We start from the raw sequence: 11,662 nt of genomic DNA on the forward strand, positions 1-11,662 counted from the left end.
GTGCCCGCCATGAGGAAACGACTGATCGCCCTCGGGTTCGCCGCGGCCGTCGCCGCCACCGTCCCCGTGGTGGGCGACGCCATGGCGGCCGACTGCCCGCCCGCGCCATCGAACTGGGCGGCCCCTGGTCCCTTTCCCGTCACCGTCGAGGCGGGCGGCGCCGCGCACACCCTCTACCGGCCCGCCGAACTCGGCGGCTGCGGCACCCACGCGGTGATCATCTGGGGCAACGGGACCGGTGCGACGCCGACGTCCTACGACGCGCTGCTGCGGCACTTCGCCTCACACGGGTTCATCGTCGCCGCGGCGAACACGAAACAGTCCGGATCGGGCCGCGAGATGCTGGCGGGCCTGGACCACCTGGCGACGCGGAACAACACCGCCGGCGACGCCTACGCGGGCAAGGTCGACCTGACCAGGGTCGCCGCGACCGGGCACTCCCAGGGCGGCGGCGGTGCCATCGCGGCGGGCGGCGATCCCCGGGTGGACACCACCGTGCCGATCGAACCCGGACCCCAGGGCGACGTCGCCGCGTTGCACGGACCCACCTTCTTCCTCGCGGGCCAGTTCGACTGGATCGTCTCCCCACGGCTGCTCGTCTACCCGCGCTACCAGAAGGCCACCCACATCCCGGCGGTCTACGGCGAGTTGGCGGGCGCGGGCCACTTCACCGCGGCCCGCGACGGCGGTGGTTTCCGCGGACCCGTCACCGCGTGGTTCCGGGCGCAGTTGCTCGGCGACGAACGGGCTCGCGCCGAGTTCTCCGGCACGAACTGCGGGTACTGCGCTTCCCGGGTCTGGTCCCGCTTCGAGCGGAACGCTCAGGCCCGTTCATAGCGAACGAGCCGTCTCGGTGAACGCAAGGCGGTGGGCGTCGCTTCGGATCACGCACAGCAGCACGGTGGTCAAGCCGAGGACACCCGCGGCGACGACCACCACGTGCGGCGCCACGAATTCGGCGGCGGCGCCCGCCGCGGCGAAACCCAGTCCTTGAGTGATCATCAGTCCGGCCAGGGCGATCGTCAGCGTCCGCCCGCGCAGGTTCTCCGGGGTGGCGTCGATGACCCGCTGGTCCAAGCCCATCGCGTAGGTGAAGCCGAATCCGCAGAGGAACAACAGGAGTGTCGCCAAGGCGGCCCCTGGGCGGACCGCGAACGCCAGCAATGGGAGGAACATCAGCGTGGCGATCGGCGCCACCAGCCGGACCCTGGTCGCGGGGGCCAGGAAGGCGCCCGCGAGGAGTTCGCCGAGGACCGCGCCGGCGGGGGCGGCGGACAACAGGAGCCCGACAAACGCGGGACCACTGCCCAGTTTGTCGGCGTAGGACACCGCCAACGCCTCGGGGGCGACGGCGAACGCGGGCGGGAGCCAGGTCAACAGCAGCAGAGGGCGCAGCCCGGGCAACGCCATGACCTGCCTGACTCCCGCCAGCGACGCCTTGGCGATCGAGTCCCCGGCGTCAGTTGTGCGCGCTGGCCTGCGTTCGGTTCCGAAGCGCAGCAGCACCGCGGCGACCGCGCAGCCCGCCGCTGCCGACAGCAGTGACACACTCGGCGAGAGCACGAGCAGCAGCACGCCGCCGACGGCGAACCCGATCAGCTGCGTGCTCTGGGAAACCAGCCGCAACAGCGACCGCGCCAGCGCGTAGCCATCGCCGGTGACGACGTCTGGCAGCGTGGCCGCCCGGGCGCCCTGAAACACCGGCGCCACCGTGCCGAGAACAAGCAGGAGCAGGAACAGCGGCGCGATCGGCATGCCGGGGACCGCCATCGCGGCGACCACGCCGCAGCTGATCGCCTGGCACCCGACGAGCACATCCCGCGGTGGCCACCGGTCCGCGACCGCCGACAGCAGGGTCGCGCCGAGCAGGTACGGGGCGAAGCCGAGCGCGAAGGTCAGCGCCGAGAGCAGCGGGGACCCCGTCCGCTGGTACACGACGACCGACAGGGTGAGCTGCGCGACCACGTTGCCCAGCGTCGCGATCACCTGGGCGGCGAAGATCATGCGGAACTCTGGGATGGCCAGGACGCGGAGGTAAGTCATCCGGGGAGCGGGTGAGGTCACCCGATGAGGATCCGGAGCACCCTGTCGCGGCTCAATGGATTCGGGCATAGTCGAATCGACGGCAGGAGAGCCATGGCGACGGAACTGGTGGCGGGCGCCGACGACCTCCTGCGCTGTCGCTTCGCGTTATCTCCACTGTGGGAGACGATCGCCGCGATCCGCACGCTCACCGACGTTCGCCGTCAGCCGTACCACCTGCCGTGGTTGCGGAGGGTCGACGGCCTGCTCGACGCCGACTATCTCGAACCGCTGCTCGCGTTGCTCCCCCACAAGGGATACACCCCGGATTTCCTCACCCCGCCGCCACCAGGACCGCTGGCCGAGTTCGACGCGGAGCTGTCCCGGGTGGTGGCCACGGACCCAAACCAGGTGGCCGTCGAACTCCACCGGTGCCTGCGCGGACCCCGAACCGAAAGGGTGTCGGCTGAGCTCGCGGCGCGGCTGCTCGGCGATCCCACCAGGACCCTGGCGGAGATCGCAACGATCGTGCGGACCTGCTGGGAGCAGCTGATCGACCCGCAGTGGCCGCTGGTTCGCGACCGGCTCGAAGCGGACATCGCGGTGCGAGCCCGGCAGCTGGCAGACGGCGGTCTGCACAAGGTGCTCGCGGACCTGAACCCGCGAGTGCGGTGGAGTGACAACGCGGTGCGCGTCGACACCACGTATCCGATGCGCAGGCTGTTGGGCGGGCAAGGCCTGCTGCTCATGCCCAGTGTGTTCGTGTGGCCGGCGGTCATCGTCGTGGTCGAACCGCCGTGGCAACCCACGCTGATCTACCCGGTCCGCGGCGTCGCGGAGCTGTGGCAGGCCAGGCCCCAGCGGTCCACTCAGGCATTGGCCCGTCTCATCGGGCGCACCCGGGCGCAGATCCTGGTCAACCTTGAAGCCGCGGCCTCGACCGGCACGCTCGCGCGCGCGCATGGGGTCAGCCCGGCCACCGTGTCCGGGCACCTGGCCGCGCTGCGCGACACCGGCTTGATCACCAGCCGCCGCGTCGGGCGCGTCGTCCTCTACGAACGCACGGCGCTCGGCGCCACGCTGACGAGTTGATCGAGCCGCGCGCTGCGCTGGTCGGGTGATGACCTCCGGTGTTTCACCAAGGACGCGGCAACGACCCTGTCGCGAGCGGGGCTTCGGCGCGATACTCCGGTCAGGAGACTGATCGCTGGACGTTGGCCATGACCGACCCGCTCGTCGAGGCGGACCCGGCACCGCGTGGGCAGGCAGCTGGCGACCCGGATGCTCGACGACGCGGACTTCGACCTCGTCTCGGTCGAGGACGTGCCCGACGACCCGATGGACTGCCTGTACGTCTCCCGGAAGCGGTGACTGGGCGTCAGCTCCGTGCGCGGGTGCGCCGCACCAGGTCGGCGGCGGCGTCGTCCCACCGTGCGAAGTCGAAGGCGAACCCGGCGTCGAGCAGGCGTCGCGGGACGACGCGGCGGCTTTTGAGCAGCAGCTCGGTGTCGGACCGCAGGACGAACGCGCCGACCTCGGCCATCCACTTCGTCGCGGGCAGCCCGACCGGCATCCGCCAAGCCCGGCGGAGGGTCCGCATGAAGTCACGCTGCGGAACCGGTCCGGGCGCGGCCAGGTTGACCGGGCCCGCGAGGTCGTCGCGGGTGAGGAGGAGGTCGACGGCGCGGAGGAAGTCGTGGTCGTGGATCCAGGAGACGTACTGCCGCCCGCCCGCGACCGGCCCGCCGAGACCCAGCCGGACCATCCAGGACATGACGTCGAAGACGCTCGCTCGGTCCGGGCTCATCACCATGGCGGTCCGCAGCGCGACCTTGCGGGTGTCCGGGGTCGGCGCCTGTTCCTGCGCGAGTTCCCACCGCTTGGCGATCTCGGCGCTGAACGCCCAGTAGTCCGGAACTCCAGGCTCTGTACCGCCGATGACTCCAGAGGCTTCGTCGTTGGCGGCGTCGAAGCGGTGGGCGTAGATCGTCGCGGTGCTCATCTGCAGCCACACCCGCGGCGGCGCGGCGGCCCCGGCGATCGCGTCCCCGACCGCCCGCGCGGAGTCCACCCGCGAGTCCATCATCTCCCGCAGGTTCGACTCGGTGTAACGGCAGCTGACGCTGCGCCCGGCCAGGTTGACCACCGCGTCGCAGCCGTCGATCTCGGCCGCCCAGGCGCCGACGGTGCGGCCGTCCCAGGCAACGGACCGGACCCCGCCCCCGAGGTCGACCCCGGCCCGCCTGGTGAGCACGACGACCTCGTGCCCGGCCGCCGCGAGCGACCGGCTGAGAAATCCCCCGACATTCCCGGTCCCACCGGGCAACACGATCTTCATGATCACCCCCACGACCACGCTACCGCCGAACCCGCCTGCAGCGCGGTGACCTGCGGCACCGCCGCGACGAGAGGTGCTCAGGTCGCCGGGTGCTCGCCGCGTCCGCTCGCGACCCAGGTCGCGATCTGGGTGCGCGTGCTGAAGCCGAGGGTGCTCAGGATGTGGTCGACGTGCGATTCCGCCGTGCGGACGGAGATGGTCAGCGCGTCGGCGATCTCACGGTTGCTCTTGCCCTCGGCGATGAGGTCGGCGACCTGGTTCTGCCGTCGGGTGAGGGGCCGCTCCAGCTTCGCCAGGCGCTGGGCGCGCGCGGGCCGCTCATCGAGGGCGACCGCGATGGCTTCGGCGGCGGTGAACCGGGCGCCAAGCCCGTATGCGGCGTCGAACGACTCCTGGCCGAGCGCGCCGAGCGCCACGGCGCGGTGGCGGGCGTGGACGTCGGACTCCCACCCGCTGGTGATCATGGCGGCGTTGGCGTGGCCGATCTCGTCCGTGGCGCCGTCGAGCAGGGCGGCGTGGATGGCGTCGCCCTGGGCGGCGGCGATCGAACTCAGCAACCGCAGCCCGTCGGCGACGCACGTCTGGTCGTCGAGGTCCCTGGCGAGCCGCAGGCTCTCCCGGGCCAGTTCGGCGGCTTCGGCCGTCTCGCCGTCCTCCAGGCGCAACATCCCGAGGTTCCACAGCCCGACGGCGCGCTGCGCCGTGTGCCCGTGTTCGGCCGCTATCGGCAGGGCCTCGCGCAGCAGGGCCTCAGCGCGCCGCGGCTCGCCTGCGGCGCTGTAGGTGTGGGCGAGGACGATCCGGCAGCTCAACATCGAGTACGGGCGGTACGCCCGTTCCCACTCCGAGGTGGGCTCCCAGTTCTCGAACCAGTCCAGCACCCGAGCCAGGATCGCGGTCGCCGCCACGGGCCTGCCCGCGAAGAGGTGCAACGCGGCCCGCGAGCGCTGGATGAGGATCGACTCAAGCGCCGAGTGCAGCCCGAGCTCGTCGATGACCTGTTCGGCCTCGTCCAGGAACCCGGTCGCGGACTGCCCGGCCCGCAGGATCGGCAGCCACGCGCGGTCGCACAGTGCCTGGGCCCGCTCACGGCTGGGCGTGGGGTCGGCGGCGAGGAGCCGGTCGAGCCACCGGGCGCCCTCGGCGGACGCCTTCGCCGACCAGTAGGTGAGCATGGCCGCGGCCATGCGCATGCCCGCCCTGGCTTCGCCGGGCTCGGTGGCGCAGAACTCCAGTGCCGCACGCAGATTCCCGCGTTCGCGCAGACCCCGCGCCGCCGCGGCCTCGCCCGCGCCCGCGAGGTACTGCAGCCGCAGGGTCGCGAGTAGCCCCGCGTAGAAGTCCCGGTGCCGACGCCGCAGGGCCGCCATCTCGTCGTCGCCCAGTTGCCGCATGCCGAAGTCCCGCAGGGTCTCCAACATGACGTACCGCGTCTGCTCGCCGCCCTCGGCGCTCAGGATCGACTTGTCCACCAACGAGTCCAGCACATCGATGACCACGGCCGCGGGAAGATCGTCGCCGACCACGACGGCCTCGACCGCGTCGAGTTCGAACCCGCCGGAGAACAGCGCCGCCCTCGCCCACATCGCCCGCTCGGCCGGATTGCACAGCGCGTGGCTCCACTCGACGGTCGCCTGCAGCGTCTGGTGCCGGGCGGGGCCGAGGCGGCGGCCCAGGGTCAGCAGCCGGAACCGGTCCCCGAGCCGGTCGACGATCTCCTCGGCCGTCAGCGACCGCAGCCGCACCGCCGCGAGCTCGATCGCCAGCGGGATGCCGTCGAGCCACCGGCACAGGGCGGCGACGGCGGCGTAGTTGTGTTCGTCGACGTGGAAGTCGGACCGGACCGCCCGCGCCCGGTCGATCAACAGCGTGGTCCCGTCGTAGCGCAGCACCTCGGCGGCGGAGGTCGCCGCCTCCGGGTCCGGCACCGCCAGCGGCGGCACGACGAACCCGGCCTCACCGACCACGCCCAGGGATTCCCGGCTCGTCGCCAGGACGTGCACCCGCGGCGCGGCCCGCGTGATCCGGTCGACCAGCTTGGCCACCGCGTCCACCAGGTGCTCGCAGTTGTCCAGCACCAGCAGGACGTGGGCGTCGGCCAGGTGCTCCAGCAGCGCGTCCGCGACGTTGCCGTGGGTGGGGTCGGCCACGTCGAGCTGGGCGGCGACGGTGTGGGCGAGCAGTGCCGGGTCCCGAAGCTCCGCCAGCTCGACCAGCCGGACCCGCCCGCCGAACGTCCGGCGCAGCTGCTCGGCCACCCGCAGCGCCAGCCTGGTCTTGCCCACGCCACCGGGCCCGGTCAGCGTGACCAGCCGCGACTCGCCGAGCAGCAGGCGGATTTCCGCGACCTCTGGCCCGCGTCCCACGAAGCTGGTCACGTCGACGGGCAGGCGCGGCTGGTCTTGGCGGGTCACAGGCGTCAAAATACGCCCGAACGGCGCAGTGGGTCGGTTTAAGATCGGTGTCCGCAGACGACAGATCATCGGAGACGGGGCAGAGTGCGCGGTGGGTCCGGGGACATGCCGCCTACCGGCCGGGCGCGAACGTCCCTGCTGAGCCGGACGCCGCCCGCTCTCGTCGACGGCGTCCTGCTGGGTGTCTGCGCCCTGGACGTGTGGTTCATGTTCCACTTCGCCGACGGGGAGCCGATCGACGTCGCCGTGCTCGCCGTGGCGATCATCGCGGTGCTCGGGGTGCCGCTGCGCAGGCGATGGCCGTTTGTCGCGTTCCTCATCGCGGTGCCCGCCACGCTCATGGCGGGCGCGCAGGCGACCACCGCGATCACCCTCTACGCCGTCGCCGTGCGCAGCCGCAACCGGCCGGTGCTCGCCTGCTGCACGGCCGTGGTGGCGGTGTGCCTGGTGCTGCCGTGGCCGTGGGTCGCGGGCGAGGTGTTCGACGGCACGACGCTGGCGGGTCTCGGCTACGCCGTGAGCTGGGCGGGCGCGATCGTGTTCCTGGGCCAGTTCGTGCAGACCCGGCGGGACCTGTCCGCGCGGCTGGTCGAGATCGGCGAGGCGCGCGAGCACGAACGCGAACTGGTGGCGCAGACCGTGCTCGCCCGGGAGCGCGCACAGTTGGCGCGGGAAATGCACGACGTCGTCTCCCACCAGGTCAGCCTGATCGCCGTGCAGGCCGGTGCGCTGCGGATGAGCGTGCCCGACCCCGTCGTGGGCGACGCCGCCGAGACGATCCGCCTGCTCAGCGTCAGCACCCTCGACGAGCTGCGCCACATGGTCGCGGTGCTGCGCGCGTCGGGGACCTCGATCACCGAACTCGCGCCGCAACCGACCCTGGCCGACCTGCGCCCGCTGGTGGCCAACAGCGGCATCGTCACCCGGCTCGACGGCTCCCTGCCCGCCGACCTGGCCCCGTCGCTGCAGCGCGCGGTCTACCGGACCGTGCAGGAAGCGCTCACCAACGCACGCAAACACGCGCCCGGCGCGACCGCCACCGTGCAGGTCTGGCACGACGACACCCACCTCGGCGCGACGATCACCAACACCGCACCGACCCGGCCCGCCCTCGCGCTGCCCAGTGACAAGCATGGCCTGGTCGGCTTGCGGGAGCGGGCCGAACTGCTCGACGGGACCGTGACCGCGGGCCCGACCGCGGCGGGCGGCTTCGAAGTCCGGCTCCGGTTGGGCTACGGAAAGCCAATTCCCTGCCCAGCGGCCGTGGAGCCGACCACCGGGGGGGAGCACAGATGATTCGGGTTGTGGTCGTGGACGACGAGGCGCTGGTCCGCTCCGGCTCCGACCCCGATGCGCACCGGAAGTGTACGGTGTACACATGTCAAGCGATCCACGTCGCGTGCCGCTGAACCGCGACCGCGTCCTGCGTGCCGCCGTGGCGCTCGCCGACGACGTGGGCATCGAGTCGTTGAGTATGCGCAACCTCGCCCAAGAGTTGGGCGTGGTGCCGATGGCGCTTTACAAGCACGTGGCCAACAAGGAAGAACTGCTCGACGGCATGGTCGAGGTCATCGTCGGCGAGATAGCCGCCCCAGTGTCCGACTCCGACTGGAAATCCGCGATCCGCCAACGCGTCCTCTCCGCGCGGGAGGCGCTGCTGCGCCACCGCTGGGCGTCACAGGTGATCGAATCGCGCAGCCACGCCACCCCGGTGGTGCTCGCGTACATGGACTCGCTGATCGGCATGTTCCGGGCGGGCGGATTCTCCCTCGATCTCACCCACCACGTGATGCACGCGCTCGGCAGTCGGATGTGGGGGTTCACCCAGGAGGTGTTCCCGACCCCGCCGCCCCCGGAGGACCCGGACCCGCGCGCGGCGATGCTCACCCAGTTCGCCGAGAAGTACCCGCACATCACCGAACTCGCCACCGCGACCGCCCACGACGCGGAATCGTCCGTCGGCGGCGGGTGCGACGACCAGTTCGAGTTCGAGTTCGCGCTGGACGTGCTCCTAGACGGCTTCGAACGGCTCCACCAACAGCACTGGACCTCGCAGCCGGATTGATCAGCGACCCACGGCTCGCTCCAGCTGAGCCTTGTTCATCTTCGACCGACCCTTGATCCCCTTCTCCCGAGCCTCGTTGTAGAGCTGGTCGCGGGTCCGCCCACCCGGCCCCTTGTGCGACCGCAGCCCGCCGCGCCTGCCCGAAGAGATGTCCTCGGTCGAGGTCCGGCTCGACTCCTCAGCCTCCCCGGCCCGAGCCCGCTCCTTGTTGACCGTGCGCGCGGCGATCTCCTCCGCGGTGTCCTCGGTCTCCCCGCGCTCGAGCAGGCCTTCCTTTATGTGCTCGTACTGACGCTCTCGCTTCGCGTTCCACGCCCGCTGCGGCATGGCGACCTCCTCCTGACGTTTCCTGCCGAGGACCGGTTACCCAACCGCGAGGGAATCAGTCGTCGAAGGTCAGCGTTTCCTTGAGGATCGCCCGGTGGGTCGGCTTGGCCTGCTCGTAGCGCCGCAGGCCCTCTTCGGTCAGGGACACGAAGATGCCGCGGCGGTCCAGCTCGCACATCGCGCGCTCGACCAGGCCTTCGCGCTCCATGCGAGCGACGAGGCGGGAGGTGGCGCTCTGGCTCAGGTGAACGGCGTCGGTGAGTTCGGCGCCGCGGCACTTCGCCTCGCCGGTGGCCAGGCGCTCCAGGGCCTCGAACTCGCTGACACCGAGGCCATGCTTGGACTGCAGCTCGCATTCAAGCGCGCCGAACACCGCAGCGTGGCGGGCGAGGAGGCCGCGCCACTGCCGCACCAGACCCTCATCCGCGAGTTCGCTCACGGCGCCAAAGTATCATGCAGACGAATTTGATGCAAACACATTTAATTCGTTGGCATTAGATGTGCATGCATGTAGCGTGCGGATCATGAGCTCTTCCACCCAGCTGTCCACCACCTCCACACGGTGGGACGCACGCCTCTGGGGCGTCCTCCTGACCGTGTCCACCGTCATCGGCCTCGACGCGCTCGACGTCTCCATGGTCGGCGTCGCCCTTCCGTCCATCCGGGCCGAACTCGGCCTCTCGACCAGCGCGCTGCAGTGGATCGTCAGCGGGTACGTCCTCGGCTACGGCGGTCTGCTCCTGCTCGGCGGCCGCACCGCCGACCTGCTCGGCAGGCGCCGGGTGTTCCTCATCGCGGTCGGCGTCTTCGCGCTCGCCTCACTGTTCGGCGGGCTGGTCGACGACGGCGCCCTGCTGATCGCGAGCCGGTTCATCAAGGGTGTCGCGGCCGCCTTCACCGCGCCCGCCGCACTCTCCATCATCACCACGACATTCCGTGAGGGCCCGGCGCGCAACAAGGCGATCGGCATCTTCGCGGTGTTCGGCGCCAGCGGGTACTCCGCAGGCCTGGTCTTCTCCGGCCTGTTGACCCAGGTCGGCTGGCGGTGGACGTTCCTGCTGCCGGTGCCGATCGCGATCGCCGCACTGGTCGCCGCGATCAAGCTGATCCCCGACTACCGGCCGGAGCGCACCGGCGCGGGCTACGACCTGCCCGGCGCCATCACCGGGGCCGCGGGCTCGCTGCTGCTGGTGTTCGCCGTGGTCGAAGCCCCCGAGGTCGGCTGGGCCGCGCCCCGCACGCTGATCTCCTTCGCCCTCGCGCTCGCGTTGCTCACCACATTCGTGACCATCGAGAAGCGCAGCACGCACCCGCTGCTGCGGCTGGGCATCCTCAAGTCCGGTCCGCTGGCCCGCGCCAACGTCGGCGGCGCGCTGTTCTTCGGCGGGTACATCGGCTTCCAGTTCGTGGTGATGCTCTACCTGCAGTCGGTGCTGGGCTGGTCGCCGCTGCAGACCGCCCTCGGGTTCCTTCCCGCGGCCGCGATCGTGGCGTTCGGCTCGCCGCGGATCGAGCCATTGATCAACCGCTTCGGGACCTCGCGCACGATCCTGGCAGGCGTCACCGCGCACGTCGTCGGATACGCGCTGTTCCTTGGCGTCGACGAGCACTCCGGCTACCTCGGCGCGGTGCTGCCGAGCATGGTCCTGCTCGGTGTCGGCTTCATGCTGGCGTTCTCGTCGATGAACATCCAGGCCACGGCCGGTGTGGCCGACAGCGAGCAGGGGCTCGCGGGCGGTCTGCTGAACACGTCGGTCCAGGTCGGCGGCGCCATCGGGCTCGCGGTGATCACCGCGGTCCTCACGGCGAACGGCGGCGCCGACGCATCCCGCGCGGCGCTGCTCACCGGGCTCACACCGGCGTTGTTCGTGGTCACCGGGATCTCCGTGCTGGGACTGCTGGTCGCGCTGTCGGGGGTCTTGGGGCGCCGGGAGGAGAAGGCGGTGGCACCGGAGTTCGCTCTCGCGGTGGAGTGAGGGCTGGGGGCGGCCTGGCCATTTGGGGGGTGCCAGGCCGCCCCGCGTGCCACTCTGTTTCCCATGGTGCTCAAGCTGATCGGCACGCTGGCCGCCGCCGTCTTTGTCGTGGCGTGCGGCCAGGGCACGTCCGCGGAGAAGTCGCCGCTGTGCTCACCGGACTACCAGCCCGGTGAACTGACGGTCACGCGGGACGACCCCGAGGGGTTCACGCAGGAAGAGCCGACCAAGACGACCACCGACGCCTCGGCGATCGAGCAGGTGACCCGGGCACTCTGCGAGTTGCCTGAACCGCCCACGGACGCCCAGTGCACCGCCGACCTCGGCCCGACATTCGTGTTGCGTTTCACCGACAACACGGGGAAGCCCACGGAGATCCGGGCCGAGGCGTTCAGTTGCCGCTACGTCAACGGCCTCGACATCCGGCGGCAGGCCAAGCCTTCGCTGTGGCAGGCGCTCACCGCCGCCGGGCTGCCTTCCGGCGGCTAGGCCGTGTTTCGAAGTCATAGCCACTCGTTGA

Annotated in this window: 11 protein-coding genes; 6 read left to right on the plus strand and 5 right to left on the minus strand. The window is 71.1% G+C overall.

Annotated elements, in window-relative coordinates; all coding sequences use genetic code 11:
* Positions 1–9: 9 nt before the first annotated feature.
* Positions 10–837, plus strand: a complete 828-nt coding sequence (locus tag GPZ80_RS21740; RefSeq protein WP_187222825.1) for a poly(ethylene terephthalate) hydrolase family protein — start codon at positions 10–12, stop codon at positions 835–837.
* Here the strand turns inward: GPZ80_RS21740 and GPZ80_RS21745 are convergent.
* A complete protein-coding gene (locus tag GPZ80_RS21745; protein ID WP_222719637.1) occupies positions 832–2,043 on the minus strand; it encodes an MFS transporter in 1,212 nt (403 codons plus the stop codon). The genes GPZ80_RS21740 and GPZ80_RS21745 overlap by 6 nt on opposite strands.
* 93 nt (positions 2,044–2,136) lie before the next feature.
* Between GPZ80_RS21745 and GPZ80_RS21750 the strand changes: the two genes are divergently transcribed.
* A complete protein-coding gene (locus GPZ80_RS21750; protein ID WP_187222827.1) occupies positions 2,137–3,114 on the plus strand; it encodes an ArsR/SmtB family transcription factor in 978 nt (325 codons plus the stop codon).
* A gap of 286 nt (positions 3,115–3,400) precedes the next feature.
* On the opposite strand, the gene GPZ80_RS21755 is transcribed toward GPZ80_RS21750, so the two are convergent.
* Together GPZ80_RS21755 and GPZ80_RS21760 are read right to left on the minus strand one after the other, a co-directional pair.
* Complete coding sequence (locus GPZ80_RS21755; RefSeq protein WP_187222828.1) at positions 3,401–4,360, minus strand: epimerase; 960 nt, start codon at positions 4,358–4,360, stop codon at positions 3,401–3,403.
* Positions 4,361–4,437: 77 nt separating this feature from the next.
* Positions 4,438–6,774, minus strand: coding sequence for an ATP-binding protein (locus GPZ80_RS21760; protein WP_187222829.1), 2,337 nt, complete (start codon positions 6,772–6,774; stop codon positions 4,438–4,440).
* 105 nt (positions 6,775–6,879) lie between these two features.
* On the opposite strand from GPZ80_RS21760, the gene GPZ80_RS21765 reads away from it, so the two are divergent.
* Together GPZ80_RS21765 and GPZ80_RS21770 are read left to right on the plus strand one after the other, a co-directional pair.
* Complete coding sequence (locus tag GPZ80_RS21765) at positions 6,880–8,070, plus strand: sensor histidine kinase (protein WP_187222830.1); 1,191 nt, start codon at positions 6,880–6,882, stop codon at positions 8,068–8,070.
* 82 nt (positions 8,071–8,152) lie between these two features.
* Positions 8,153–8,839 carry a TetR/AcrR family transcriptional regulator C-terminal domain-containing protein gene (locus tag GPZ80_RS21770; protein ID WP_187222831.1) on the plus strand — a complete coding sequence of 229 codons (687 nt, stop codon included), beginning with the start codon at positions 8,153–8,155 and terminating at the stop codon, positions 8,837–8,839.
* Here GPZ80_RS21770 and GPZ80_RS21775 read toward each other — a convergent pair whose 3' ends face one another.
* Both GPZ80_RS21775 and GPZ80_RS21780 read right to left on the minus strand, forming a co-directional pair.
* Positions 8,840–9,166 carry a plasmid stabilization protein gene (locus tag GPZ80_RS21775; protein WP_187222832.1) on the minus strand — a complete coding sequence of 109 codons (327 nt, stop codon included), beginning with the start codon at positions 9,164–9,166 and terminating at the stop codon, positions 8,840–8,842.
* A 55-nt stretch (positions 9,167–9,221) separates the two neighbouring features.
* On the minus strand, positions 9,222–9,605 hold the full coding sequence (locus GPZ80_RS21780) for a MarR family winged helix-turn-helix transcriptional regulator (RefSeq protein WP_187222833.1): 384 nt from the start codon (positions 9,603–9,605) through the stop codon (positions 9,222–9,224).
* A gap of 85 nt (positions 9,606–9,690) precedes the next feature.
* Here GPZ80_RS21780 and GPZ80_RS21785 point away from each other — a divergent pair, with 85 nt between their 5' ends.
* Together GPZ80_RS21785 and GPZ80_RS21790 are read left to right on the plus strand one after the other, a co-directional pair.
* The gene (locus GPZ80_RS21785) at positions 9,691–11,142 is read left to right on the plus strand and encodes an MFS transporter (protein WP_187222834.1); all 1,452 of its coding nucleotides are present in this window, start codon (positions 9,691–9,693) and stop codon (positions 11,140–11,142) included.
* A gap of 63 nt (positions 11,143–11,205) precedes the next feature.
* Positions 11,206–11,631, plus strand: a complete 426-nt coding sequence (locus GPZ80_RS21790; RefSeq protein WP_187222835.1) for a hypothetical protein — start codon at positions 11,206–11,208, stop codon at positions 11,629–11,631.
* Positions 11,632–11,662: the final 31 nt, after the last annotated feature.

This window comes from Actinokineospora xionganensis (assembly GCF_014323725.1).
Classification (GTDB): Bacteria; Actinomycetota; Actinomycetes; order Mycobacteriales; family Pseudonocardiaceae; genus Actinokineospora; species Actinokineospora xionganensis.

Bases quoted from the DNA above. Each gene is read 5' to 3' on its own strand.
- GPZ80_RS21740 (WP_187222825.1), top strand. From the start codon at position 10: ATGAGGAAACGACTGATCGCCCTCGGGTTCGCCGCGGCCGTCGCCGCC.
- GPZ80_RS21745 (WP_222719637.1), bottom strand. From the start codon at position 2,043: ATGACTTACCTCCGCGTCCTGGCCATCCCAGAGTTCCGCATGATCTTC.
- GPZ80_RS21750 (WP_187222827.1), top strand. From the start codon at position 2,137: ATGGCGACGGAACTGGTGGCGGGCGCCGACGACCTCCTGCGCTGTCGC.
- GPZ80_RS21755 (WP_187222828.1), bottom strand. From the start codon at position 4,360: ATGAAGATCGTGTTGCCCGGTGGGACCGGGAATGTCGGGGGATTTCTC.
- GPZ80_RS21765 (WP_187222830.1), top strand. From the start codon at position 6,880: ATGCCGCCTACCGGCCGGGCGCGAACGTCCCTGCTGAGCCGGACGCCG.
- GPZ80_RS21770 (WP_187222831.1), top strand. From the start codon at position 8,153: ATGTCAAGCGATCCACGTCGCGTGCCGCTGAACCGCGACCGCGTCCTG.
- GPZ80_RS21775 (WP_187222832.1), bottom strand. From the start codon at position 9,166: ATGCCGCAGCGGGCGTGGAACGCGAAGCGAGAGCGTCAGTACGAGCAC.
- GPZ80_RS21785 (WP_187222834.1), top strand. From the start codon at position 9,691: ATGAGCTCTTCCACCCAGCTGTCCACCACCTCCACACGGTGGGACGCA.
- GPZ80_RS21790 (WP_187222835.1), top strand. From the start codon at position 11,206: ATGGTGCTCAAGCTGATCGGCACGCTGGCCGCCGCCGTCTTTGTCGTG.